The sequence below is a fragment of the Mixta gaviniae genome (genome assembly GCF_002953195.1).
Lineage (GTDB): Bacteria > Pseudomonadota > Gammaproteobacteria > Enterobacterales > Enterobacteriaceae > Mixta > Mixta gaviniae.
This window is the reverse complement of record NZ_CP026377.1, coordinates 557372-581249: the sequence shown is the minus strand read 5'-3', so window position 1 is coordinate 581249 and position 23878 is coordinate 557372. Positions and strand designations below refer to the sequence as shown.

Sequence of the window (23878 nt, the reverse complement as noted above, 5' to 3'; positions counted from 1 at the left end):
TTCATTTTCATTTCCGTGTTTGAGGCGTACCCGCATACCCTGTTAACAAGCGGAAACAGATTATTGAAAATGAAAATAATTATCAATATTGTTATCACTTACAAATGAGATTCAATTCTTACTCTTCGAGGCGCCTATGAATTCTTCGCAGCAGATCGGCAGCGAGGCCTGGTGGCAGTCGCAAATCCAGGCAGGCATTCCTGCCGTGGCCGGTGAGATAGCCGGGCAGTGCCGCACTCTGTTTTACTGGCGCGATCCGCAAGGCAATGAGCAGCAATCTGTGACGCGACGTGTCTGGCTCAATATTATCGGCGTTACCGATCATCATCGTCAGCGGCAGCCCTTTTCACTGCAGCGCATCGCAGGCACCGATGTCTGGCAGGGGGAAGTGCTGCTTAATCCGCGCTGGCGCGGCAGCTATTGCCTGATCCCATCCCGTGAAGATGCCGACTTTCCCGATAACGTGCCGGACGCCAATATCCTGCGCCGCTGGTGGAAAAGCCATCTGCAGGAGGCGATGGCCGACCCGCTGAACCCGCTACGCAGCTGGCGCAATGGTCGCGGGCATCCGGTTTCGCCGCTGCATATGCCGGCGGCGCCGCCGCAGGCGGCATGGCGTCCGCTGGACAGCCAGACCGCGTTAGAAGAAGAAAGCCCGCTTATCGCTCATCGCTGGCACAGCGCGCGGCTTGATAACCGCCGCTCGGTCTGGCTGCTGCAAACCGGCCCGGACAGCGCTGCGCCGCGTCCGCTGGCCATTCTGCTGGACGGCCAGTTCTGGGCCAGCACCATACCTGCCGCCGCGCCGCTGGCATGGCTTACGCAGCAGGGCAAGCTGCCGCCGGCCTGTTATCTGTTTATCAATTCGATGGGCGTCAGCCAGCGCGGCCAGGAGCTGCCCTGCAATCCCGATTTCTGGCTGGCGGTTCAGGAGGAGCTGCTGCCGCAGGTCAGCGAATGGCTTCCCTCATGGGATCGCCGGCTGCCGACGCTGGTGGCCGGACAAAGCTATGGCGGGCTGTCGGCGCTGTACGCCGCGCTGCACTGGCCGCGCCACTTCAATGGCGCGGTCAGCCTGTCAGGCTCGTTCTGGTGGCCAGATCGTCATAATGCCATCAGCGGCGGCCAGCTGGCGACGCTGTTGCTGCGGCTACCGAAAACGCGCCAGCCACAGCGATTCTGGCTGGAGGCGGGACGGTATGAAAAGGTGATTCTGGAGTCTAACCGAACGCTACTGCCGCTACTGCAGGAGGCAGGTCATGATGTCCACTATCGCGAATTCGAGGGCGGCCATGACGCGCTCTGCTGGCGCGGCGGCCTTACCGATGGTCTTCAGCATTTGTGGTCCGCGCTGTGCTGAACAGCGCGCCGATACGTATCAGCAGCTGCCCGGCGCTGTAGTAGTCGAGCCGGAAACTCTCCTCGCCCATCGCCCATACCCGCTGCTGCTGCACTGCCGGCGCGGCGGCCAGCAGCGGCTCGCGCTTCAACGTCGCGGCATCGGTGTCGCCAGCGGCAAACAGCAAAAAAGATTGCCCGGCCAACCCATTAACCAGCGCCTCGCCGCTTAACGGCACTTTATCGCGGCGCTTCTGCACGGCGGGCGGCGTATACCTTGCCGGTAACGGCGCCAGCGTAAAGCCCAGCTGCTGCAGAAGCTGCCCCTGAGCGGAAGCCGGCGTCCACAGGTTGATCTGCGGGCCGCTGCGGTTATAAACAAACGCGGATACCGGCTGCGGCGGTAAAACCAGTCGCTGGCGCAGCTGCTGCAGGCGCCGATCGAAATCGGCGATGCGCTGCTGTGCCTGCGCTTCCTGTCCGGTCGCCTGACCCAGCTCGCGCATCACCTGCTGCCAGGATTTGTCATCATAGTTAACGATCAACGTCGGCGCGATCGCTTTCAGCTGTGGATAGAGCGCCAGCGCGGAGTCATTGCCGGTCGCGCTGACGATAATCAGATCGGGCCGGGCGGCGGCGATGGTCTCCAGCGACGGCTCGCCGCTGTAGAGTTTACGCACGCCGCGCTGGCGCGCGATATCGCCCCACTGCCGGAAAAAGCCTTGCCCGTCGGTAAAGCGTTTGCCGGGCATCGCAGCCCCACTGGCGACAAGCGGCGCATCAATGGCCAGCAGAGAGCCGGTTAAGGTGATGCTGGTAGAGACAATACGCTGCGGCGGCTGTGTTAGCGTCAGCGTCTCCTTACCGCTGCTCAGCTGTCGCGGCCAGCCGGGGACGTTGTCGGTCGCTGGCGAAGCGGCGGTAAAAAACATGCACAGCGTGCTGAATAAAATGAGAAATCGACGGTAAGCCATGGTGTATCCTGCGGGTAGATAGTGGGGTAATGATAATCATTTTCTTTATCATTTAGCTACCGCTTACCGGCCAGGCCAAAAAATGGGCACAAAAAAGCCCGGCATAACCGGGCTTCTCGCTGAACAGCGGCTTAACGCTGATAGATGATTTCGACGCCTTCGTCGTCATCTTCATCCCAGTCGTCGTCCCACTCTTCATCCACTTCTTCTTCCACCTGCTCCAGCGTTTCACGGTGGTAATCATCCCACATGAATTCCGCTTTCTCAGGTTTCTTCTCTTCCTCTTCCGCCTCTTTCGGATGGGCGATCAGGAAGGACATCACATCCCAGCACAGCGCGTTGACGCCGGTCTGGCTGGCGGCGGAGATCAGGTAATATTTTTCATCCCAGCCCAGTGCTTCCACGATCGCTTTCGCGCGCGCTTCCGCCTCTTCGCGATCCAACAGATCGACTTTGTTAAACACCAGCCAGCGCGGTTTGCGGTACAGTTTTTCACTGTATTTTTCCAGCTCGCCGAGGATAATGCGCGCGTTTTCTACCGGATCGGATTCGTCGATCGGCGCCAGGTCGATCAGGTGCAGCAGCACGCGGCAGCGCTCAAGGTGTTTCAGGAAGCGAATGCCGAGGCCTGCGCCTTCCGCCGCCCCTTCAATCAGGCCAGGGATATCCGCAACTACGAAGCTTTTTTCGCTGTCCATACGTACCACGCCGAGGCTTGGCACCAGGGTGGTAAAGGGATAGTCGGCGACTTTAGGCTTCGCGGCGGAAACCGCGCGAATGAAGGTGGATTTACCGGCGTTGGGCAGGCCGAGCATGCCGACGTCCGCCAACAGCATCAGTTCCAGCTGCAGGTCGCGTTTTTCGCCCGGCGTACCCATGGTCTTTTGACGCGGCGTACGGTTAACGGACGATTTGAAACGGGTATTCCCCAGGCCGTGCCAGCCGCCCTTCGCTACCATCAACTTCTGCTCATGACGCGTCAGGTCGCCCAGCGTTTCGCCGGTACCCTGATCGATAACGCGCGTACCCACCGGCACTTTAATCACGATATCTTTGCCGCGTTTGCCGGTACAGTCACGGCTCTGGCCGTTCTGTCCGCGCTCGGCGCGGAACGACTTCTCGAAACGATAGTCGATCAGCGTGTTGAGGTTTTCGTCAGCCAGCAGATAGACATCGCCGCCGTCCCCGCCGTCGCCGCCGTCAGGGCCGCCTTTCGGGATATATTTTTCACGACGGAAGCTGACGCAACCATTACCGCCATCGCCTGCGACAACCAGGATTGTCGCTTCATCAACAAACTTCATTTACCTTCTCCGTAAATCATTCACCTGGCGACCGGACAGGCCGGTGCGGCTGTATTCCGCCGAGGCCATAAGCGATGACCCGTTGCGGAAAGGCTGTACGTAAAGTGTACAGCAAATCAGGCAAGCTCAAAATGTAAAAAGCCCCGCAATACTCTGCGGGGCTTTCATTCTCTGGCAGGCTGATTAACCAACCTGCAGCACGACAACCTTACTCAGCAACGATGCTGACGTATTTACGGTTGTTCGGGCCTTTAACTTCGAATTTTACTTTACCGTTTGCAGTAGCAAACAGAGTATGGTCACGGCCAAGACCAACGTTGGTGCCTGCGTGGAATTTGGTGCCACGCTGACGAACGATGATGTTGCCAGCCAGTACTGATTCACCGCCAAAACGTTTTACGCCCAGGCGCTGTGCGTTAGAGTCGCGACCGTTACGTGTCGAGCCGCCAGCCTTTTTGTGTGCCATTTGTCAGATCTCCTCTCAGGCGCTGATGCCAGTGATTTTCACATCAGTGAACCACTGACGGTGGCCTTGCTGCTTACGGTGGTGTTTACGACGACGGAACTTAACAATCTTAATTTTGTCGCCACGACCATGAGCCACAACTTCTGCTTTGATCACGCCACCTGAAACCAGCGGTGCGCCGATAGTTACGTCGTCACCGTTTGCAATCATCAGAACCTGATCGAACTCAATCGTTTCGCCGGTTGCGATGTCCAGCTTTTCCAGGCGAACGGTTTGACCTTCGCTTACTCGGTGTTGTTTACCACCACTTTGGAAAACCGCGTACATATAAAACTCCGCTTCTGCGCTTGCCTTCTTCAATTGTCAGGCGGCGCGATAAATATTCACAATAGGGCGCGAATTCTACGCAAAATTCGCTGGCTTGACAAGAGGACATAGCAAAGGATTGCAGAAAAAAAACGCAGCGCCATACTCAGGATTCAAGAGCCTCGTTTTTCAAGTACAATCTGTAATACATTACGTGGCACAGACATGGGCAAAGTCGCTTAACATGGCGCTGAACAGAGCAATAGCTGAACAGACTGATGAATTTAGAACAAATTAATGAATTAACCGCGCAAGACATGGCGGCCGTCAACGAGACCATTCTCTCACAGCTGAATTCAGATGTTTCGCTCATCAATCAGTTGGGTTACTACATTATCAGCGGCGGCGGAAAGCGTATTCGTCCAATGATTGCCATCCTTGCGGCGCGCGCTTTAGGGTACGAAGGAAATCAGCACGTCACGATCGCCGCGCTGATTGAATTTATTCATACTGCCACCCTGCTGCATGACGATGTGGTTGACGAATCGGATATGCGCCGCGGCAAAGCGACCGCCAATGCCGCTTTCGGCAATGCGGCCAGCGTGCTGGTCGGCGATTTTATCTATACCCGCGCGTTTCAGATGATGACCAGCCTGGGCTCGCTGCGCATTCTGGCGCTGATGTCAGAGGCGGTGAACGTCATCGCTGAAGGCGAGGTGCTGCAGTTGATGAACTGCAACGATCCCGACATCACCGAAGAAAGCTATATGCATGTCATCTACAGCAAGACAGCGCGCCTGTTTGAAGCGGCGGCGCAGTCTTCCGGCATCCTCGCCGGTGCCAGCGCGGCACAGGAGCAGGCGTTGCAGGATTATGGCCGCTACATCGGCACCGCTTTTCAGCTGATCGACGATCTTCTTGATTACAGCGCTGACGGCGAAACGCTGGGCAAAAACGTGGGCGACGATCTGAGCGAAGGCAAGCCGACGCTGCCGCTGCTGCATGCGATGCGCCATGGCGACGAACAGCAGGCGGCAATGATCCGTGAGGCGATCGAGCAGGGCAATGGCCGTCATTTGCTGGATCCGGTGCTGGAGACAATGCGTCAATGCGGATCGCTGGAATGGACGCGCAGTCGCGCCGAAGAGGAAGCGGATAAGGCGATCGCCGCGCTGCAGGCGCTGCCGGAATCGCCGTGGCGCAGCGCACTGGAAGCGCTGGCCCATATGTCGGTGCAGCGCGATTCCTGACCGGCAGCGGGAGCTGTCGCCGGCTCCCGCCCTTTCTTCTCTTCCCGTCCGTTTTCCCTCTCTCCGGTTGCCCGACGCGACCATTCTTGCGTGGCTGTCGTGCCCGTTTTCCGCCGCCCTGCTTCCCCAGGCGCGCAGCGTCCTGTCACGCCTCTCCGCTTCGCGGCTGCCGTTGCAACGGTGATATCACTTTTTGCGAAGAAAAACACATTTTGCCGGCGTCATTCAAAAATTACTGGAAACTTATGGAGCCTTCTTGCTATAAAATCTCATCACAAGTTGATTAATAAGAAAAATATTCAGAATTAACATCCTGTTTCCTTAAGTTTAAATAACCTAAATTTTCTTAAAAAGGTCAGCTTTTCCATGAGATGAAATAAGCATAGGGAGAAATGCGCTGTGAATAGTGTGAACCATAGAAAAAAGGACTGGCACGCCGCCGATATCATCGCCGCCCTGCATAAGAAAGGCACCTCTCTGGCCGCCGTGTCGCGTCAGGCGGGGCTAAGTTCATCTACGCTGGCTAATGCCCTGAATCGTCCCTGGCCGAAAGGTGAGTGGCTGATTGCCGAGGCGATCGCCGTCCACCCTGCCGAAATTTGGCCCAGCCGCTATTACGATCCGAAAACCAACAAGCTGCTGGATCGCAAAAAGCTTATCCGCTCCCGTTCCGGAAGCAGGTAGCAAAAAAAACAGCCCCGCCAGGCGGAGGCTGTGGTGCAGCAGGCTAAGCGAAAACGCGTTATTCGCCTTTAACGCGCTCGATGCGGGCACCCATCGCGATAAGCTTATCTTCGATATGCTCATAGCCGCGATCGATATGGTAGATACGATCCACGAGGGTGGTGCCTTCAGCGATGCAGCCCGCCAGCACCAGGCTGGCGGAGGCGCGTAAATCGGTTGCCATGACCTGCGCGCCGGAGAGCTTTTCAACACCGTGACAAATCGCCGTGTTGCTTTCGATTTCCGCATGCGCGCCCATACGGATCAGCTCCGGGATATGCATAAAACGGTTTTCGAAGATGGTCTCGGTGATCACGCCGGTCCCTTCCGCTACCAGGTTCAGCAGCGTAAACTGCGCCTGCATATCGGTCGGGAAGCCCGGATGTGGCGCCGTGCGCACGTTGACCGCTTTCGGGCGTTTGCCGTGCATATCCAGACTGATCCAGTCTTCGCCGGTCTCGATATCAGCGCCGGCGTCACGCAGCTTGGCCAGCACCGCATCCAGGGTATCGGGTTGCGTTTTATGGCACACCACTTTACCGCCAGAGATAGCCGCAGCGACCAGGAAGGTGCCCGTTTCAATGCGATCAGGCAGCACGCGGTATACTCCGCCGCCCAGACGCTCTACGCCTTCGATGGTGATGCGATCGCCGCCTGCGCCGCTGATTTTAGCGCCAAGGGTGTTGAGGAAGTTGGCGGTATCAACGATTTCTGGTTCGCGTGCGGCGTTTTCAATCACCGTGGTGCCAGTCGCCAGCGTCGCGGCGGACATGATGGTCACCGTCGCGCCGACGCTGACCTTATCCATCACGATGTGCGCGCCTTTAAGGCGCCCGTTAACCGATGCCTTAACGTAGCCCTCTTCCAGCTTGATCTCGGCGCCCAACTGCTCCAGACCGGTAATATGCAGGTCGACGGGACGCGCGCCGATGGCGCAGCCGCCCGGCAAGGAAACCTGGCCCTGGCCGAAACGCGCCACCAGCGGCCCCAGCGCCCAGATCGACGCGCGCATGGTTTTTACCAGTTCATAAGGCGCGCAGTAAATGTCGACCTTGCTGGCGTCAAGATGCACCGACCCGTTGCGTTCCGCTTTGACACCCAGCTGACTCAGCAGCTTCATGGTGGTATCGATGTCCTTGAGTTTCGGGACATTTTGTATCTCAACCGGCTCTTCAGCCAGCAGAGCGGCGAACAGGATCGGCAGCGCGGCATTTTTGGCGCCGGAAATGGTCACTTCACCACTCAGCCGGGTCGGACCCTGTACACGAAATTTATCCATTGCAACTGCTCTCTGTTGTCAGTACTCAAAGGGCCGTCGGGCCGCGGACAGTACGCCGCGCCAACAGCTTAGAAACCGTTTAGCTTACGATCCCGGGCCCACTCTTCAGGGGTATAGGTTTTGATCGAAACAGCGTGAATGCGGTTATCGGCAATATATTCCATCAGCGGCGCATACACCGTCTGTTGTTTCTTCACACGGCTCAGCTCGGCAAAAAGCTCGCCTACGGCAATGACCTGAAAATGACTGCCGTCGCCGCTTACGTGGACCTCAGTTAAAGGCAGTGCGTTCATCAGCACTGTCTGAATTTCGCTATTTTCCATGATTTTTCTGGATTCGGTTGATGATAAACAGGCTGACATATTAGTTGAAAGCGCATTTATCTTAAACAAGCAAAAAGCCCCTGACGATGCAGGGGCTTAAACGAAAAGGGCGTTCGGTCAGACAGGATTGTCAGCAGAAACAATGATCTGCTGCAAATTGTACAGCGTAATCAGGGAGTGTAATTTATCCGTGACACCGCTGAACAGCGGGCGGGCGCCCTGCTGTTGCGCGATCTGACGCAGATGCACCAGCAAGGCCAGCCCTGCGGAATCAACGCGCTGCAGGCCAGAGACATCGATCATCTCAATGCTCTGCATCACTTTTTCCCGCTGCTGCCACAGGCCAATCAACGTCTCGCGATCGAGTTCGCCCTGCAGGAAAAGCGTTTTAGCCTCAACGTGCCAGCGCAGATCTTCAGCCATTATTTTTCTGATCCAGCGTAATCGGCTGCGCCGCATAGCTCTTCAGCAACTGGGTCAGGCCGTCAACGCCTTTGGTGCGCAGCGTGTCGCTCCACTCGTTTTGCTTAGTGGTGATCATGCTGATCCCCTCCGCAATCATGTCATATGCCTGCCACTCGCCGGTGCGGCTGTTTTTACGCCACTGGAAATCCAGGCGCACGGGCGGACGGCCATTGGGATCGATGATGGAGACGCGGATGGCGATGATGTTCGCGTTGCCAAGCGGCTGCTCCGGCGCGATCTGATAGGTCTGGCCATGATAGAGCGCCAGCGCCTGGCCGTAGGCCTGCGCCAGGTAGTCACCGAACGCCTTGAAATAGGCTTCGCGCTGTGCCGGTGTCGCTTCGCGGTAGTAGCGGCCCAGCACCAGCGCGCCGGCATATTTTACCTGCACATAGGGCAGCAACTCCTGACGCACGATATCGCGCAGGTAGTTCGGATCCTGCTTGATTTTCGGCTGCTCATTCTTCAGGCGGGTAAAGGTTTTCTGCGCCGCCTCGTTCATCAGCTTATAGGGATTGCTTTGGTCCGCCGCGTTCGCTGCCAGCGGTGCGATGACCAGCATAGCGACCATCAATAAACGTTTAAACATACGTATAGCCTCTTAAGGTTGGTCCGGGGTAGCAGGCGCCGGCTGCGCTGGCGCGCCCTGCTCCTGCTGCGTGTTTTCGTTGTTCTGGCCGCCGTCGCCGCTCTTATACAGGAACTGACCGATAAGGTCCTCCAGCACCAGCGCCGACTTCGTATCCTGCAGCGTATCGCCATCTTTCAGGATGGCGGTGCCCATATCAGGATCGTCGAAGCCGACGTTTAACGCGAGATACTGCTCCCCTAACAGCCCCTGAGTGCGGATCGCCAGCGAGCTGGTGTCGGGCAGGTGATTATATTTATCTTCAATCGCCATGGTGACGCGCGGCGACAGCGTTTTCTCGTCAAGCGAGATGTCCGTGACGCGGCCAATGACCACGCCGCCGATTTTCACCGGCGAGCTGGTTTTCAGGCCGCCGATATTATCGAAGGTCGCGTAGAGCTTCCATGTCGGTTCGGTGCCCAGCGATTTCACGTCCGCTACGCGCAGACAGAGAAACAGGATGGCGACCAGCGCCAGCAGCATAAACGCGCCTACCCAGATTTCACTTTTTTTGGTTTGCATTGCCTTAGTTCCCAAACATCAGTGCTGTCAGCACAAAATCTAAACCGAGTACCGCCAGCGACGCATGCACCACGGTGCGCGTCGTGGCCCGGCTAATCCCTTCTGAAGTCGGGATAGCGTCGTAGCCGTTAAACAGGGCGATCCAGGTCACCGTGACGGCGAATACCGCGCTTTTAATCAAACAGTTAACTACATCGGTGCGAAAATCTACCGCGTTCTGCATCGCCGACCAGAAAAAGCCGGGATCGATACCTTTCCAGCTAACGCCCACCAGCGCGCCACCCCAGATGCCGACGGCGGTAAAAATCATCGCCAACAACGGCATGCTGATAAAACCTGCCCAGAAGCGCGGCGAGATCACCCGGCGCAGCGGATCGACCGCCATCATCTCCATACTGGAAAGCTGCTCCGTGGCTTTCATCAGCCCAATTTCCGCCGTCAGCGCCGATCCCGCGCGGCCGGCGAACAGTAACGCGGTCACCACCGGCCCCAGTTCGCGCAGCAGCGAAAGCGCCACCAGCATACCGAGACTGGTTTCAGCGCTGTAGGTGGTCAGCACCAGATAACCCTGCAGGCCCAGCACCATGCCGATAAACAGGCCGGAAACAAGAATGATCAGCAAGGACATCACGCCGACGCTGTAAAGCTGTTTGATTAACAGCGGCGCATGCTTGCGAAACTCCGGTTTGCCTGCCAGCGCATGAAACAGCATCAGGCCGGCACGGCCGAAAGCGGCGCAGGTGCGGATCCCTTGGCGTCCCAACGACGCCAGAGCATGTAAGACCATCAGTTTATTGACTCCCTGAGCCGGTAAGATCGGCAAAATAGTCGCCGGCCGGATAGCGGAAAGGCACCGGCCCGTCAGCAATGCCGTCGATGAACTGACGCACGCGCGCATCAGGGTTCTCCTGCAGCGCCTTCGTCGTTCCCTGGGCAATAATTTTTTGTCCGGCAACAATATAGGCGTAATCGGCGATGCTCAAGACCTCCGGCACATCATGCGAAACCACGATGCAGGTCATGCCGAGCGAATGGTTAAGCTCATCTATCAGCTTGACCAGCACGCCCATGGTAATCGGATCCTGTCCGACAAAGGGTTCGTCGAACATGATCAGGTCTGGCTCCAGCGCAATGGCGCGCGCCAGCGCGGCGCGTCGGGCCATGCCCCCGAGAGTTCCGACGGCATCAGCTTCGCCGCGCCGCGCAACCCTACCGCTTCCAGCTTCATCATTACCGTGCTGTGCAGCAGCGCCGGCGGCAGACGGGTATGCTCGCGTAGCGGCCAGGCGACGTTTTCATACACGTTAAGATCGGTAAACAGCGCGCCGGACTGGAAAAGCATGCTCATCCGCTTGCGCGTTTCATACAGCCGCGAGCGCGAAAGCGTGGGAATATTCTCGCCGTCGAACCAGATATCGCCGGCATTCGGCTGCAGCTGCCCGCCAATAAGGCGCAACAGCGTGGTTTTGCCAATGCCGGAAGGCCCCATGATGGCGGTGACTTTTCCTTTTGGCACCGTTAACGAGATATTGTCGAAAATGGCGCGGTTGCCACGCGAGAAGCTCACGCCGTGGACCTCGACCAGATTCGTGGATGGCTGGTGCATTGCTACCTCTGTTACCCATTACAGGCGATATAAATCAGCTATGTTAATCGCACTCCATTGGCGATAGCCGCGAGTTTTACAGAAACTTACCGCCTCGTCGTAGCGAAAACCGGCATAAGTTTTACTTTTTGCTCGCAGACGGTCAAAATCATCGCCATTCTTTTTGCGACGCCCGCACAATGACGAGCCAGGCAAACCGACAAGTATAACCGATCCAAGGATTTTTCATGCTCTTAGCCACTGCACTGTTAGTTATCGGTTTAGTTTTACTGGTTTACGGAGCCGATCGTTTAGTGTTTAGTGCCGCTATTCTTTGCCGCTCGTTAGGCATTCCCCCGATTATCATCGGCATGACCATCGTCGGCATCGGCACTTCGCTGCCGGAGCTGATCGTCTCTTTTACGGCGGCGACGCACGGACAGATGGATATGGCCGTCGGCACGGCGATGGGATCCAACATCACCAATATCCTGCTGATCGTCGGTGGCGCGGCGCTGCTGCATCCGCTGACGGTCCATTCCAATCTGGTGCGCCGCGAACTGCCGCTGATGCTGCTGGTGACGCTGCTATGTGGGGTAATGCTGTTCGATAACCGCCTCAGCCGGGGCGACGGCCTGGCGCTGATCGCCATCGCCCTGCTCTACCTGCTATTTATTATTCGCATCGCCCGCCGCGCCGAGCGCGATAACAGCGACGCCCTGACGCGCGAGCAAGTGGCTGAGCTACCGCGGGACGACGCGGGCAACACCGTCGCTTTTCTCTGGCTGGCGGTCGCGCTGATTATTCTGCCGATGTCGACGCGTATGGTGATCGATAACGCCACGGTCATCGCCGATTACTTAGGCGTCAGCGAGCTGGTGATCGGCCTGACGATCGTGTCGGTGGGTACCAGCCTGCCGGAGCTGGCTACCGTGATTGCCGGCGCATTAAAGGGCGAAGATGATATCGCTATCGGCAACCTTATCGGCTCGAACATTTATAATATGGCTATCGTGCTGGGCCTGCCGGCGCTTTTGCAGCCCGGCGAGTTCGACAGCAGCGCCTTTGAGCGCGACTACTGGATTATGTTGGGCGTCAGCGCCCTGTTTACGCTTATCTGCCTGCAGCGTAGCCGTCGCATCGGCCGTCGCGCCGGCGCCGTGCTGCTGGCCGGCTTTATCGCCTGGGTAGCAATGCTCTACCTGCAGCCATTGAGTCTCAACGGATAAAGGACTGAATAGCCATGTCTCACCTTATGCTCGAACCGGGCTTTGATTTCCAGCAGGCCGGTAAAGAAGTGCTTCATATTGAACGTCAGGGGCTGGAGCAGCTTGACCAGTATATCAATGAAGATTTTACCCGCGCCTGTGAAAGGATGTTTTACTGCCAGGGCAAAGTGGTGGTGATGGGCATGGGCAAATCGGGGCATATCGGCAAGAAAATGGCAGCCACCTTCGCCAGCACCGGCACGCCCGCTTTTTTCGTCCATCCGGCAGAAGCGAGTCATGGCGATCTCGGTATGGTGGGCGCCAACGACATCGTTATCGCCATCTCCAACTCCGGCGAATCGAATGAGATTCTGGCGCTGATCCCGGTGCTGAAGCGGCTGAAGGTCGAACTGATTTGTCTGACCGGGCGGCCGGAAAGCACCATGGCGCGCGCTGCGGATATCCATCTCTGTGTTAAAGTACCGCAGGAAGCCTGCCCGCTCGGTCTGGCGCCAACCTCCAGCACCACCGCGACGCTGGTGATGGGCGATGCGCTGGCGGTGGCGTTGCTGAAGGCACGCGGCTTTACCGCCGAAGATTTCGCGCTGTCGCATCCGGGCGGCGCGCTGGGGCGCAAGCTGTTGCTGCGCGTCAGTGATATTATGCACAGCGGTGACGAAATTCCTCACGTGACGAAAGACGCTTCGCTGCGCGACGCGCTGCTGGAGATCACGCGTAAAAACCTCGGCATGACGGCGATCGTCGACGATCTGATGCAGATTCAGGGGATCTTTACCGATGGCGATTTACGCCGCGTCTTTGATATGGGCATCGATTTTCAACACGCCTCGATCGCCAGCGTCATGACGCCGGGCGGCGTGCGCGTACGCCCCAATATGCTGGCGGTCGACGCCCTTAACCTGATGCAAAATAAGCATATCACCGCCGTTATGGTCGCCGACGGCGACCAGCTGATCGGCGTGGTGCATATGCATGACATGCTGCGCGCGGGCGTAGTCTAACCTGATGGAAACGAGAATGACGCAAGAACTGGACGTCGTGGATACCTGCTACGGCGCGGTAAGCCGGGACGTAATCAAGCGCGCCGAAGCGATTCGCCTGCTGATTTGCGACGTGGACGGCGTAATGTCCGACGGACTGATTTATATGGGCAACAGTGGCGAAGAGCTGAAAGCGTTCAACGTCCGCGACGGCTATGGCGTTCGCTGTCTGCTGACCTCCGATATCGAGGTGGCGATCATTACCGGCCGCCGTGCGAAACTGCTGGAAGATCGCTGCCAGACGCTGGGCATTACACATCTTTACCAGGGGCAGTCCGATAAGCTTTTGGCCTTCCGGGAACTTCTGGATAAACTGTCGCTACGCCCGGAGCAGGTTGCCTATATCGGCGACGATCTTATCGACTGGCCGGTGATGGCGCAGGTAGGCCTGAGCGTGGCGGTGGCCGACGCGCATCCGCTGCTGCTGGGTCACGCGGATTATGTTACCCGCATCGCCGGCGGACGCGGCGCGGTGCGGGAACTCTGCGATCTGATCTTGATCGCGCAGGATAAGTTTGATGACGCCAAAGGGCTATCGGTATGAGTAAAACCAGGCGTTGGATAACGCTACTGTTGGCGTTGATCGCCATTATCTTGATTGGCTGGAATCTTGCCGGCAACGATGAAAACCCGGGGCCGCAGGAAAGCGACAGCCAGGAGCCGACCTATACCAGCGCGAACTCCAGCACCGTGGTCTATAACCCGGCCGGCAGTCTTAGCTACAAGCTGGTTTCGGATAAGGTGACCTACTTTTCGGCCGATGAGATCAGCTGGTTCGATAATCCGCTGATGACCACCTATGACGAAAACAAGATCCCTGCCTGGTCAGTACGCGCGGATAAAGCCAAACTGACTAAAGACCGCATGCTTTATCTTTACGGTCACGTTGAAGTTAACAGCCTGACGAAAGACGCCCAGCTTGAGCGGATTAAAACCGACAATGCGCAGGTCAATCTGGTGACGCAGGATGTGCAATCTGACGACCAGGTAACACTTTATGGCCGCAGCTTTAATTCCACAGGTATGAAAATGCGCGGTAATTTACGGACGAAAACGGCCGAGCTGATTGAAAAGGTCAAAACCAATTATGAAATCAATACACAACAACAGCCTTAAGCTTCTGCTTATCACTACCCTGCTGGCCGCCAGCGTTCCGGCTCTGGCCTTGACGGGCGATTCAGAAAAGCCTGTGAATATCGATTCCGCCAACCAGGCGCTGGATCTGCAGGGCAATGTCGCGACCTTTACCGGCAACGTTATCGTGACGCAGGGTTCAATCAAAATCACCGCCGACAAAGTGGTAGTGACGCGTCCCGGCGGCGACAGCAATAAAACCATCGTTGACGCCTACGGCAACCCGGCGACCTTTTATCAGCTGCAGGACGACGGCAAGCCGGTAAAAGGCCACGCGCAGAAAATGCGTTATGAGCTGGCGAAAGATTTTGTCGAGCTGACGGGCAACGCCTATATCGAGCAGCTGGACAGCAATGTAAAAGGCGATCGCATCACCTATCTGGTGAAAGAGCAGAAAATGCAGGCGTTCAGCCAGGGCCAAAGCAAGCGCGTCACCACCGTGCTGGTCCCTTCTCAGCTGCAGGATAAATCCGGCTCATCCAATGGCCAACAGAAGAGTAACTGATTCATATGGCAACACTCCTCGCTGAAAATCTGGCGAAAGCCTATAAAGGCCGCCGCGTAGTAGAAGATGTCAGCCTGCAGGTTAAATCAGGCGAAATCGTCGGGCTGCTGGGGCCGAACGGTGCGGGCAAGACCACCACCTTCTATATGGTTGTCGGCATTGTGCCGCGCGACGCCGGACGCATTGTTATTGATGACGAAGACATCAGCATTCTGCCGCTGCATGCGCGCGCGCGCCGCGGCATCGGTTACCTGCCGCAGGAGGCGTCGATATTCCGTCGCCTCAGCGTCTATGACAACCTGATGGCGGTGCTGCAAGTGCGTGACGATCTGACGACCGAACAGCGCCAGGATCGCGCCAACGAGCTGATGGAAGAGTTTCATATCGAGCATCTGCGTAACAGCCTCGGCCAGGCGCTCTCCGGTGGCGAACGCCGTCGCGTCGAGATCGCACGCGCGCTGGCGGCGAACCCTAAATTCATCCTGCTGGATGAACCCTTCGCCGGCGTCGATCCCATCTCCGTGATTGATATTAAAAAGATTATCGAACACCTGCGTGACAGCGGTCTCGGCGTGCTGATCACCGACCATAACGTCCGTGAGACGCTGGCCGTTTGCGAACGCGCCTATATCGTGAGCCAGGGCCGACTGATCGCCCATGGCACCCCGGAAGCGATTCTGGCCGATGAACAGGTAAAACGCGTCTATTTGGGTGAAGAGTTCAGACTCTGATATGGTGTCGGTTATGACAGTCTGCTATCAGGAATCGCTATTCTGAATATGAAGCAAGGTTTGCAACTCAGGCTCAGCCAACAGCTCGCCATGACGCCGCAGTTGCAGCAGGCTATTCGCCTGCTGCAGCTTTCCACGCTGGAGCTTCAACAGGAGATTCAGCTGGCGCTGGAGAGCAATCCGTTGCTTGAGCAGACCGACAATGTCCATGAAGAGGTGGATTCCCGCGAATATGTCGAGAGCGAAGCGCTCGATACGCGGGAGGCGCTGGAGCAAAAGGATATGCCGGAAGAGTTGCCGCTGGACGCCACCTGGGACGAAATCTACACTGCCGGCACCCCGTCGGGCACCGGGACGGATTATCGCGATGACGAGCTGCCGGTTTATCAGGGCGAAACCACCCAAACGCTACAGGATTACCTGATGTGGCAGGTGGAGCTGACCCCTTTTACCGATACCGATCGCGCCATCGCCACCTCGATTGTCGACGCCATTGATGATACCGGTTACCTCACCGTTTCGCTGGACGAGATCCGCGACAGCATGGGCGATGACGAGGTGGCGCTGGACGAAGTCGAAGCGGTGCTGAAGCGCATTCAGCGTTTCGATCCTATCGGCGTCGGCGCCCGCGATCTGCGTGACTGCCTGTTGGTACAGCTTTCACAGTTCGCCAGCGATACGCCATGGCTGACGGAGGCGCAGCTGATCGTCAGCGAGCATCTCGATCTGCTGGCGAACCACGATTTCCGCAGCCTGATGCGCGTTACCCGCCTGAAAGAGGATGTGCTGAAAGAGGCGATGGCGCTGATTCAGTCACTCGATCCACGGCCGGGGCAGTCGGTAAATACCAGCGAACCGGAATATGTGATCCCCGATGTGCTGGTGCGCAAAATCGGCACGCGCTGGACAGTGGAGCTTAACGGCGACAGCGTGCCGCGTCTGAACATCAACCAGCAGTATGCGGCACTGGGCAGTTCGGCGCGCAATGACAGTGACAGCCAGTTTATTCGCACCAATCTGCAGGAAGCGAAGTGGCTGATCAAAAGCCTGGAAAGCCGCAACGATACGCTGCTGAAAGTGACGCGCTGCATCGTCGAGCAGCAGCAGGCATTCTTTGAACAGGGCGAAGAGTTTATGCGTCCGATGGTGCTGGCGGATATCGCGCAGGCCGTTGAGATGCATGAATCGACCATTTCCCGCGTGACCACCCAAAAATACCTGCACAGCCCGCGCGGTATTTTCGAACTGAAATATTTTTTCTCCAGCCACGTCAATACCGAGGGCGGCGGCGAAGCCTCCTCCACGGCGATCCGTGCGCTGGTGAAAAAACTCATCTCGGCGGAAAACCCCGCCAAACCGCTGAGCGACAGTAAGCTCACCTCCATGCTGTCCGAACAGGGCATTATGGTGGCGCGCCGCACCGTCGCGAAGTACCGAGAGTCTTTATCCATCCCGCCATCAAATCAGCGTAAACAGCTGGTTTGATACTCACTGAGAAGGAAGACGCTATGCAGCTCAATATTACCGGGCAACACATTGAAATCACGCCAGCTTTACGCGAGTTTGTGAACACAAAGTTTGCCAAACTGACCCAATTTTCAGACCGGATAACCCAGGTCCATATTGTGTTGAAGGTAGAACGAGTGCAGCAGATAGCGGAAGCGACGCTGCACGTCAGCGGCGGCGAGCTGCATGCTACTTCCGAGGCCAATGATATGTATGCGGCGATTGATGGTTTGATCGATAAGCTGGCCCGTCAGCTCACCCGGCATAAAGACAAGTTAAAACAACACTAACCTTCGCACGGCGGAAGGGAAAACAGGCCGCGAGCAACAATGCGGCGACAGCGGGGGCGATCTTTTTCGCCCCGTTTTTCCATTCACGCCACGCTGGCAAATTTTTACTGCTTTTCTCGCCATAAGACGCGTAAAGTAGCGCGATGCGCCAGTAAATGTGAACACGCAAGTGAAACTATGATGAACAACGAACTCTCACTGGAACTCAGCTCTGTACTTAGCCTTGACTGTACCCGCAGCGGAGTGCATTGCCAGAGCAAAAAGCGGGCACTGGAAATCATCAGTGAACTGGCTGCCAAACAGCTCAACCTGCCGCATCAAACGGTATTCGAAGCGATCCTGACGCGCGAACGCATGGGCAGCACCGGCATCGGCAGCGGCATCGCCATTCCGCACGGCAAGCTGGAAGAAGATACGCTGCGCGCGGTCGGCGTATTTATCCGCCTCGATCAGCCGATTGGATTCGATGCCATTGATAACCAACCGGTTGATCTGCTGTTTGCCTTGCTGGTGCCGGCGGATCAATGTAAAACACATCTGCATACCCTTTCACTGGTGGCGAAACGGCTGGCCGATAAAACGGTATGCCGCCGCCTGCGGGCTGCGCAGAGTGATGAAGAGCTGTATGAGATCATTACCGCAGCGCCGGAAGAGAATCATTAATTAATACGCTTGCACTTTTGCCTGAACGGCGGGCCTGAGTTCCGCCGCGCGGGCTGAATGGGGAGAAAACTTAATGGTGCTGATGATCGTCAGCGGTCGTTCAGGCTCAGGGAAATCTGTCGCGCTGCGCGCGCTGGAAGATATGGGCTTTTACTGTGTAGATAACCTGCCGGTAACGCTCCTGCCCGATCTGGCGAATTCGCTGGCTGAACGCAACATCTCCGCTGCCGTCAGTATTGACGTCCGCAATATGCCGGAATCGCCGGATGTGCTGGAGAAAGCGCTGACCAGCCTGCCCGGCAGCTTTTCGCCTCAGCTGCTGTTTCTGGACGCCGACCGCAATACCCTGATCCGTCGCTACAGCGATACCCGCCGCCTGCATCCGCTCTCCAGTAAAAACCTGTCGCTGGAAAGCGCCATTGATGAAGAGAACGATCTGCTGGAGCCGCTGCGATCGCGTGCCGATCTTATTGTCGATACCTCTGAGATGTCGGTGCATGAGCTGGCGGAGATGCTGCGCACCCGCCTGCTCGGCAAGCGTGAGCGCGAGCTGACCATGGTGTTTGAATCCTTCGGCTTTAAACACGGCATCCCCATCGACGCCGACTATGTGTTTGACGTGCGCTTTCTGCCTAACCCACACTGGGATCCCAAGCTTCGCCCGATGACCGGTCTCGACAGGCCGGTGGCGGCGTTTCTCGATCGCCATACCGAGGTGCATAACTTCATCTATCAAACGCGCAGCTATCTGGAGCTGTGGCTGCCGATGCTGGAAACCAACAACCGCAGCTATCTGACCGTCGCCATTGGCTGTACCGGCGGCAAACACCGTTCCGTCTATATAGCTGAGCAGCTGGCCGACTACTTCCGCTCGCGCGGCAAGAATGTACAGTCCCGTCATCGCACGCTGGAAAAACGCAAATCATGACAGTCAGACAAACCGTTGAAATAAAAAATAAGCTGGGCATGCATGCGCGCCCGGCGATGAAGCTGTTTGAACTGGTGCAAAGTTTTGATGCTGAAGTGCTGCTGCGCAATGAGGCGGGCACCGAGGCGGAAGCCAGCAGCGTTATCGCGCTGTTGATGCTGGATTCAGCCAAGGGCGGCCATATCGAAATTGAAGCCACCGGCCCGCAGGAAACGCAGGCGCTGGCGGCGGTGATTGAGCTATTTGAGGCCGGCTTCGACGAGGAATAAGGCGTTACAGATGGTGCTGCTGAATATAGCCGGTACCGCCCAGCTGGCGCATCTGGCGCATGATCCACGCCTGACGCTGGCGCACGTAGGCAGAAGGCGCATCCGCACGAAAACGTAGCGGATTAGGCAGCACGGCGGCCAGCAGCGCCGCCTCTGACATCGTCAGCCGGCTGGCAGGCTTGTGGAAATAACGCTGCGAGGCTGCTTCTACGCCGAAGGTGCCGTCGCCGAACTCGGCGATATTCAGATAGACGGTCAGAATGCGCCTTTTACTCCAGACGCCCTCTAAGCCCAGGGTAAGCCCCGCTTCCAGCCCCTTGCGCAGCCAGCTGCGCCCATCCCACAGAAACAGGTTTTTCGCCGTTTGCTGCGACAGCGTCGAGGCGCCGCGCAGCCGGCCGCGCTGCTTATCCAGCACCGATTCAATCGCTTCAACGTCAAATCCCCAGTGCTGTGGGAATTTTTGATCTTCCGCGGCGATGACCGCCAGCGGCATCCACGGCGAAATCTCCTCGCGCGCGACCCAGTCGGCGTGCGCAACCCAGCCAAAGTCGCCTGTCAGCCAGGCGCCGATCTGCCGTTCCGCCATTACCGCTGAAAAGGGAACCGGCACAAAAGCGAAGATCGCAATTCCGATCAGCCATACACCGACGATCGCCACGATCGCGCGTCCCAGCCAGCGTCGGCAAAAGCGCAACAGCCCGCCTTTACCGATACCCATACGATCTTGTCCAATACGTTTTTTTTTCACTTATCAATTGCTCTCGTTACTGCTATCGCTGGCCCTGAAGTTAGCGTGCAAACGCCGCGATAAAACGCAGCCTTATTACGTTAAATTTTCTGATTCAGAACTTTAGTTTTTGTTAATTTCTTCGCACATCAATGAGTTCCGCACCGCAGGAATCGGTTCCAAAGTTTAGTCGACCTGCTGCTTTCACTACTTTTCTGGCTGAATAGTTATCGTTACCCATAAGAAAAAACATTTAAACCTCTTATAAATCGGTTGATAAATAGCCTTCAGAACTGAACGAAAGAGAAAATTTTTTCAAGTAACTGCGCTCACGAATAGACAATTTGACCTTTTTTAAATACTGATAATAAAGCGTTTTAACGCCTCCTGGTTTAGTGGCGCGCCAGGGGGTGAAAAGCGCCTGTTCCGACGGCGGTCCGGGCTGATAGCCGATGGGCAAACGCCATTTTTTCAGACGCTATTTTTTGTAATTACAAGGCATTAAGTAAAACTGATACGCAACGTGAGTAACGGTTGCTGTAAAAAAAAGCGTACCTGAATATTGACGCCTGACGATGAAAGTTTTTTGCAATGAAATCCTTTACAAAAGCTCAAATTGACGCCAATATAGGGCCTCAGTTAATTCCTTGCTTGACTGTGTTAGTAAATTAATGTTTTCTGTATGTAAACGCTGGCCCACATCACATATTTTAATGAATCTTCTCACAGATAGAGTGAGATTTGCTAAGGTGTGTCAAAGCGTTAACCAATACCATGCTTGTGCCGCTTATGAACGCTTCTAATAATGGCCTGAGCAAACCTTTTCCCTGGTGTTGGCGCAGTATTCGCGCGCCCCGGCACAAGCCGGGGTCATTTTTTTTCTGCTTCCCGCTGTTCAATCCACTCGCGTAAAACGGCCACATCGTGTCGCCATTCCTGCTTCAGTTCGTCGATCCACTCCTGCACATTGTCCCACCATGCCGGCAGTTCCGGGCTTTGGATCTGTTTCGATAGCTGCTGTAAATGTTGCAGGCCCACTGAGCCCGCGGCGCCTTTGATTTTATGGCCCTCTTCCGCGATGCCTTTTTGATCCCGCGCCATCATGTTGGAATCCAGCACCGCCAGATAACCCGGCATCATCTGTTCAAACATATCCAGGCTGCGGGTAATCAGCGATGGACCGACCAGCTCGATATATTGTTCCAGCATCGGCAAGTCGAGCAGCGCCAGCTTTTTGTCGTCCAGGCGCTCAGGCAGCTCGGCTGCGACCTCATCCTGATAATCCCAGAATTTTTTAATCATCGCGGTCAGCGCCGGCACCGCCAGCGGTTTGCTAAGGACGTCATCCATGCCGGCCTCCAGATACTCTTTTTTGTCTTTCAGCACGTTGGCGGTCAACGCCACCAGCGGCGGCAGTCGCTTACCTTTGTAGCGCTGATGAATGGCGCGAGCCACGTCCAGGCCAGTCATATCCGGCAGCTGGATATCCAGCAGCACCAGGTCAAACTCGTCCGGGTCAAACAGATCCAGCGCTTGCTGCCCGGTCATCGCCACCTCTACGCTGTTGCCGAGCTTCTCCAGCACCGAGCGCGCCACCACTACGTTCAGTTCGATATCCTCAACCAGCAGCACATGCAGCGCAGGCAGCGGCATCTCATCAGCCGGCAGCTCATCCTCTACCTCTTCTGCCACGCGCGGCGCATTCAGCGTCACGATAAAGCAGGAGCCTTCTCCCGGCGCGCTGCGCACGCTGATATCGCCGCCCATCGCCTGCGCCAGACGGCGGGAAACCGCCAGCCCGATGCCGGTGCCGGTGGCCGGCTTGCCGCCGTGCTGATCTTTCACCTGATAATACATGGCGAAGATTTTATCCTGCTCATCCAGCGGAATGCCCATGCCGGAATCTTCTACTTCGAAGCGCAGCTGCTCGCCCTGATAGGTGACGCGCACCACGATTTCGCCCTGCTGGGTGAATTTCACCGCGTTGCCGATCAGGTTCCAGAGGATCTGACGCAGGCGTGTGCCGTCGGCGATGATTTTATGCGGCAGCGGCAGCTGAGGCTGCAGAACAAACTTCAGGCCCTTCGGCTGTGCCAGCAGGCCAGAGAGATTCTCCAAATCGGCGAGGAAGCCGGTGAAATCGAGCGGCTGATTATCAAGCTGCACCTTGCGGCGCTCAATTTTATCCATCTCGATAACGTCGTTAAAGATATTGCCCAGCGTAATCGCCGAAACGTGGATGGTTTTGAGGTATTTCAGCTGCTCCTGGTTCAGATCGGTATCCAGCAGAATACGGCTCAGCCCGACGATGCCGTTCAGCGGCGTACGTAGCTCATGGCTGATAGTAGAGATAAAGGTGGTCTTCTCGCGGCTGGCGTTCTCCAGCGCATCCTGATAGCGCTTACGTTCGGTAATGTCACGGCCGAAGCCCATCAGGCCGCTGCGTTTGCCGACGCGATCGTAATAGGGAACTTTGCGGATTTCAAAACAGGCTTTGCGCCCGTCAGGATACTGTAACCACTGCTCGTAGGTGAGGGAAACGTTATGGCGGAAAACCTTCTCATCCGTCTCCAGCACCTTGGTGGCCGCCTCATCATCATAAACATCCTTCGGCGTCAGACCGATCAGCTGCTTTTCGCTCTTGCCGGTCAGCAATTCCATCGCGCGGTTGCAGCCGGAAAATTGCTGGTCGATATTGCGGTAGAAAACCAGGTCGGGCGAGGCGTCGAGGAAAGAGCGTAAGAAAGAGGATTGCTGCTCCAGCTCAATCTGCGCCTGCTCGCGCCGCGCCATCTCCTCTTTCAGCTTATCGACCACCCGCAGGCGCGCCTCCTCCGCTTTGATACGGTCGGCAATCTCCTGGTTAAGCTGGGTAATGGTCTCTTTCATCTGCTGATTCAGCTCCAGATCACGCTTACGCATCTCCTCCAGCTTATCCACCAGCCGCGCCAGCCGCTGACGCGACTCCTCCAGCTGTTCGACCACCACCGATAAGAAGTAAACCGCCCAGGGCGTGATCAGCAGTCCGAAAAAGACAGAGCGCACCATGTCGATGCTCTCTACATGGCCGCGCAGCAGCATGGTCACCGCCATCTGCACCACCATGGCCAGCACCACCAACGCGGACGCCAGCAGCAGAGAAAAGCGGATTAACCCCAGCTTGACCATTAAATCGACGTAATACTGCGCCAACAGACGAATTTGTTTCATATCAGTTTCCTTCCCGGTCTCTTTTCCCATCATACCCCACTTTCCGGTCAGCGGGACGCAGCAAGCGCAAACTCACGTCGGTCAGGAAAAATCGCCCCTGCGCTGCACTATTAAAGTGCAAATACAGCCTCTCCGCAGGAAAAATACGCTTAATGGGGCAAAAGTATTGACTATTTTATCCGGTCGCATACATTGGAAAGCCCCTGTTCACACAGGCTTATTGCCCGGCCCCCTGTTTTTCAAGACGATGCGTTGGCAACGTCCTTACTCCCCCATTACCAAACCGAATAATCATTCAAATTAACAGGCTTTTTAGTCATTGTTCGCTTGATTAATTTTGCTAATGATCGACGCGCGTTAACGGTAAAAAATGCACTATAAGAAAAACAGATGCATTCTATATGCAGAAGGTGTTTGTCAGCAGATAATACTGCAATACGCACCAGCACTAGCATGGTGCAGAGATTTCAGCGCTGCCCT

At 56.5% G+C, this 23878-nt stretch carries 26 protein-coding genes and 1 pseudogene; 14 read left to right on the top strand and 13 right to left on the bottom strand.

All coding sequences use genetic code 11. The features are described 5' to 3' along the window. Positions 1-136: 136 nt before the first annotated feature. Entirely contained in the window at positions 137-1360 is a 1224-nt protein-coding gene (gene fes / locus C2E15_RS02675) for an enterochelin esterase (protein WP_104956016.1), read from the top strand. On the opposite strand, the gene fepB is transcribed toward fes, so the two are convergent. The 4 genes from fepB to rplU form a co-directional block, all read right to left on the bottom strand. Then, entirely contained in the window at positions 1320-2312 is a 993-nt protein-coding gene (fepB, locus tag C2E15_RS02670) for a Fe2+-enterobactin ABC transporter substrate-binding protein (RefSeq protein ID WP_104956015.1), read from the bottom strand. The two genes, fes and fepB, sit on opposite strands and share 41 nt — an antisense overlap. Before the next feature lie 131 nt (positions 2313-2443). Beyond that, on the bottom strand, positions 2444-3616 hold the full coding sequence (gene cgtA, locus C2E15_RS02665; protein WP_104956014.1) for an Obg family GTPase CgtA: 1173 nt from the start codon (positions 3614-3616) through the stop codon (positions 2444-2446). Positions 3617-3824: 208 nt separating this feature from the next. Then, positions 3825-4082, bottom strand: a complete 258-nt coding sequence (gene rpmA / locus C2E15_RS02660) for a 50S ribosomal protein L27 (protein ID WP_038628771.1) — start codon at positions 4080-4082, stop codon at positions 3825-3827. 15 nt (positions 4083-4097) lie between these two features. Then, a complete protein-coding gene (gene rplU, locus C2E15_RS02655) occupies positions 4098-4409 on the bottom strand; it encodes a 50S ribosomal protein L21 (protein WP_038628773.1) in 312 nt (103 codons plus the stop codon). Positions 4410-4666: 257 nt separating this feature from the next. Here rplU and ispB point away from each other — a divergent pair, with 257 nt between their 5' ends. Together ispB and C2E15_RS02645 are read left to right on the top strand one after the other, a co-directional pair. Continuing rightward, entirely contained in the window at positions 4667-5638 is a 972-nt protein-coding gene (gene ispB / locus C2E15_RS02650) for an octaprenyl diphosphate synthase (RefSeq protein ID WP_104956013.1), read from the top strand. Between the two features lie 408 nt (positions 5639-6046). Continuing rightward, the gene (locus tag C2E15_RS02645) at positions 6047-6322 is read left to right on the top strand and encodes a helix-turn-helix domain-containing protein (RefSeq protein WP_104956012.1); all 276 of its coding nucleotides are present in this window, start codon (positions 6047-6049) and stop codon (positions 6320-6322) included. A gap of 58 nt (positions 6323-6380) precedes the next feature. On the opposite strand, the gene murA is transcribed toward C2E15_RS02645, so the two are convergent. The 7 genes and pseudogenes from murA to mlaF all read right to left on the bottom strand — a co-directional run bounded on the left by murA (position 6381) and on the right by mlaF (position 11184). Further along, complete coding sequence (murA, locus tag C2E15_RS02640; RefSeq protein WP_104956011.1) at positions 6381-7640, bottom strand: UDP-N-acetylglucosamine 1-carboxyvinyltransferase; 1260 nt, start codon at positions 7638-7640, stop codon at positions 6381-6383. A 68-nt stretch (positions 7641-7708) separates the two neighbouring features. Continuing rightward, complete coding sequence (gene ibaG / locus C2E15_RS02635; protein WP_104956010.1) at positions 7709-7963, bottom strand: BolA family iron metabolism protein IbaG; 255 nt, start codon at positions 7961-7963, stop codon at positions 7709-7711. A 117-nt stretch (positions 7964-8080) separates the two neighbouring features. Beyond that, positions 8081-8386: a lipid asymmetry maintenance protein MlaB gene (gene mlaB / locus C2E15_RS02630; protein ID WP_104956009.1), complete on the bottom strand. Its 306-nt coding sequence runs from the start codon at positions 8384-8386 to the stop codon at positions 8081-8083. Next, entirely contained in the window at positions 8379-9017 is a 639-nt protein-coding gene (gene mlaC / locus C2E15_RS02625; RefSeq protein ID WP_104956008.1) for a phospholipid-binding protein MlaC, read from the bottom strand. Before mlaC ends, mlaB begins: the two co-directional genes overlap by 8 nt. A 12-nt stretch (positions 9018-9029) precedes the next feature. Next, complete coding sequence (gene mlaD, locus C2E15_RS02620) at positions 9030-9578, bottom strand: outer membrane lipid asymmetry maintenance protein MlaD (RefSeq protein WP_104956007.1); 549 nt, start codon at positions 9576-9578, stop codon at positions 9030-9032. 4 nt (positions 9579-9582) lie between these two features. Further along, entirely contained in the window at positions 9583-10365 is a 783-nt protein-coding gene (mlaE, locus tag C2E15_RS02615) for a lipid asymmetry maintenance ABC transporter permease subunit MlaE (protein ID WP_104956006.1), read from the bottom strand. Positions 10366-10369: 4 nt separating this feature from the next. Beyond that, positions 10370-11184, bottom strand: a pseudogene (gene mlaF / locus C2E15_RS02610) (phospholipid ABC transporter ATP-binding protein MlaF). A gap of 227 nt (positions 11185-11411) precedes the next feature. On the opposite strand from mlaF, the gene C2E15_RS02605 reads away from it, so the two are divergent. From C2E15_RS02605 to npr, 11 genes are all read left to right on the top strand, one after another. Then, positions 11412-12392 carry a calcium/sodium antiporter gene (locus tag C2E15_RS02605; protein ID WP_104956005.1) on the top strand — a complete coding sequence of 327 codons (981 nt, stop codon included), beginning with the start codon at positions 11412-11414 and terminating at the stop codon, positions 12390-12392. Positions 12393-12406: 14 nt separating this feature from the next. Next, positions 12407-13393 carry an arabinose-5-phosphate isomerase KdsD gene (gene kdsD, locus C2E15_RS02600; protein ID WP_104956004.1) on the top strand — a complete coding sequence of 329 codons (987 nt, stop codon included), beginning with the start codon at positions 12407-12409 and terminating at the stop codon, positions 13391-13393. A gap of 16 nt (positions 13394-13409) precedes the next feature. Beyond that, positions 13410-13976, top strand: coding sequence for a 3-deoxy-manno-octulosonate-8-phosphatase KdsC (gene kdsC, locus C2E15_RS02595; RefSeq protein WP_104956003.1), 567 nt, complete (start codon positions 13410-13412; stop codon positions 13974-13976). Continuing rightward, positions 13973-14548: an LPS export ABC transporter periplasmic protein LptC gene (gene lptC / locus C2E15_RS02590; protein WP_104956002.1), complete on the top strand. Its 576-nt coding sequence runs from the start codon at positions 13973-13975 to the stop codon at positions 14546-14548. The genes kdsC and lptC overlap by 4 nt, the downstream gene beginning before the upstream one ends. Then, positions 14520-15071 carry a lipopolysaccharide ABC transporter substrate-binding protein LptA gene (gene lptA, locus C2E15_RS02585; RefSeq protein WP_104956001.1) on the top strand — a complete coding sequence of 184 codons (552 nt, stop codon included), beginning with the start codon at positions 14520-14522 and terminating at the stop codon, positions 15069-15071. The genes lptC and lptA overlap by 29 nt, the downstream gene beginning before the upstream one ends. 5 nt (positions 15072-15076) lie before the next feature. Then, complete coding sequence (gene lptB, locus C2E15_RS02580; protein WP_104956000.1) at positions 15077-15802, top strand: LPS export ABC transporter ATP-binding protein; 726 nt, start codon at positions 15077-15079, stop codon at positions 15800-15802. Positions 15803-15850: 48 nt separating this feature from the next. Beyond that, on the top strand, positions 15851-17287 hold the full coding sequence (gene rpoN, locus C2E15_RS02575) for an RNA polymerase factor sigma-54 (RefSeq protein WP_104955999.1): 1437 nt from the start codon (positions 15851-15853) through the stop codon (positions 17285-17287). A gap of 23 nt (positions 17288-17310) precedes the next feature. Further along, a complete protein-coding gene (gene hpf / locus C2E15_RS02570; protein WP_104955998.1) occupies positions 17311-17598 on the top strand; it encodes a ribosome hibernation promoting factor in 288 nt (95 codons plus the stop codon). Positions 17599-17778: 180 nt separating this feature from the next. Beyond that, positions 17779-18261, top strand: coding sequence for a PTS IIA-like nitrogen regulatory protein PtsN (gene ptsN / locus C2E15_RS02565; RefSeq protein ID WP_174705710.1), 483 nt, complete (start codon positions 17779-17781; stop codon positions 18259-18261). A 73-nt stretch (positions 18262-18334) separates the two neighbouring features. Then, entirely contained in the window at positions 18335-19189 is an 855-nt protein-coding gene (gene rapZ / locus C2E15_RS02560; RefSeq protein WP_104955996.1) for an RNase adapter RapZ, read from the top strand. Continuing rightward, complete coding sequence (gene npr, locus C2E15_RS02555; RefSeq protein ID WP_104955995.1) at positions 19186-19458, top strand: PTS phosphocarrier protein NPr; 273 nt, start codon at positions 19186-19188, stop codon at positions 19456-19458. Before rapZ ends, npr begins: the two co-directional genes overlap by 4 nt. A gap of 4 nt (positions 19459-19462) precedes the next feature. Here npr and mtgA read toward each other — a convergent pair whose 3' ends face one another. Continuing rightward, positions 19463-20179, bottom strand: coding sequence for a monofunctional biosynthetic peptidoglycan transglycosylase (gene mtgA, locus C2E15_RS02550; protein ID WP_104959051.1), 717 nt, complete (start codon positions 20177-20179; stop codon positions 19463-19465). A gap of 879 nt (positions 20180-21058) precedes the next feature. Continuing rightward, positions 21059-23398 (bottom strand): aerobic respiration two-component sensor histidine kinase ArcB, encoded by a 2340-nt coding sequence (gene arcB / locus C2E15_RS02545; protein WP_104955994.1) that lies wholly within the window; start codon positions 23396-23398, stop codon positions 21059-21061. Positions 23399-23878 lie beyond the last annotated feature (480 nt).

Coding starts and splice junctions, on each gene's coding strand:
- ptsN (WP_174705710.1), top strand. CDS start 17,779: ATGAACAACGAACTCTCACTGGAACTCAGCTCTGTACTTAGCCTTGAC.
- cgtA (WP_104956014.1), bottom strand. CDS start 3,616: ATGAAGTTTGTTGATGAAGCGACAATCCTGGTTGTCGCAGGCGATGGC.
- ispB (WP_104956013.1), top strand. CDS start 4,667: ATGAATTTAGAACAAATTAATGAATTAACCGCGCAAGACATGGCGGCC.
- lptB (WP_104956000.1), top strand. CDS start 15,077: ATGGCAACACTCCTCGCTGAAAATCTGGCGAAAGCCTATAAAGGCCGC.
- mlaD (WP_104956007.1), bottom strand. CDS start 9,578: ATGCAAACCAAAAAAAGTGAAATCTGGGTAGGCGCGTTTATGCTGCTG.
- npr (WP_104955995.1), top strand. CDS start 19,186: ATGACAGTCAGACAAACCGTTGAAATAAAAAATAAGCTGGGCATGCAT.
- rplU (WP_038628773.1), bottom strand. CDS start 4,409: ATGTACGCGGTTTTCCAAAGTGGTGGTAAACAACACCGAGTAAGCGAA.
- kdsC (WP_104956003.1), top strand. CDS start 13,410: ATGACGCAAGAACTGGACGTCGTGGATACCTGCTACGGCGCGGTAAGC.
- rapZ (WP_104955996.1), top strand. CDS start 18,335: ATGGTGCTGATGATCGTCAGCGGTCGTTCAGGCTCAGGGAAATCTGTC.
- hpf (WP_104955998.1), top strand. CDS start 17,311: ATGCAGCTCAATATTACCGGGCAACACATTGAAATCACGCCAGCTTTA.
- mtgA (WP_104959051.1), bottom strand. CDS start 20,179: ATGGGTATCGGTAAAGGCGGGCTGTTGCGCTTTTGCCGACGCTGGCTG.
- mlaB (WP_104956009.1), bottom strand. CDS start 8,386: ATGGCTGAAGATCTGCGCTGGCACGTTGAGGCTAAAACGCTTTTCCTG.
- fepB (WP_104956015.1), bottom strand. CDS start 2,312: ATGGCTTACCGTCGATTTCTCATTTTATTCAGCACGCTGTGCATGTTT.
- C2E15_RS02605 (WP_104956005.1), top strand. CDS start 11,412: ATGCTCTTAGCCACTGCACTGTTAGTTATCGGTTTAGTTTTACTGGTT.
- murA (WP_104956011.1), bottom strand. CDS start 7,640: ATGGATAAATTTCGTGTACAGGGTCCGACCCGGCTGAGTGGTGAAGTG.
- rpoN (WP_104955999.1), top strand. CDS start 15,851: ATGAAGCAAGGTTTGCAACTCAGGCTCAGCCAACAGCTCGCCATGACG.
- rpmA (WP_038628771.1), bottom strand. CDS start 4,082: ATGGCACACAAAAAGGCTGGCGGCTCGACACGTAACGGTCGCGACTCT.
- mlaC (WP_104956008.1), bottom strand. CDS start 9,017: ATGTTTAAACGTTTATTGATGGTCGCTATGCTGGTCATCGCACCGCTG.
- lptC (WP_104956002.1), top strand. CDS start 13,973: ATGAGTAAAACCAGGCGTTGGATAACGCTACTGTTGGCGTTGATCGCC.
- fes (WP_104956016.1), top strand. CDS start 137: ATGAATTCTTCGCAGCAGATCGGCAGCGAGGCCTGGTGGCAGTCGCAA.
- lptA (WP_104956001.1), top strand. CDS start 14,520: ATGAAATCAATACACAACAACAGCCTTAAGCTTCTGCTTATCACTACC.
- mlaE (WP_104956006.1), bottom strand. CDS start 10,365: ATGGTCTTACATGCTCTGGCGTCGTTGGGACGCCAAGGGATCCGCACC.
- arcB (WP_104955994.1), bottom strand. CDS start 23,398: ATGAAACAAATTCGTCTGTTGGCGCAGTATTACGTCGATTTAATGGTC.
- ibaG (WP_104956010.1), bottom strand. CDS start 7,963: ATGGAAAATAGCGAAATTCAGACAGTGCTGATGAACGCACTGCCTTTA.
- kdsD (WP_104956004.1), top strand. CDS start 12,407: ATGTCTCACCTTATGCTCGAACCGGGCTTTGATTTCCAGCAGGCCGGT.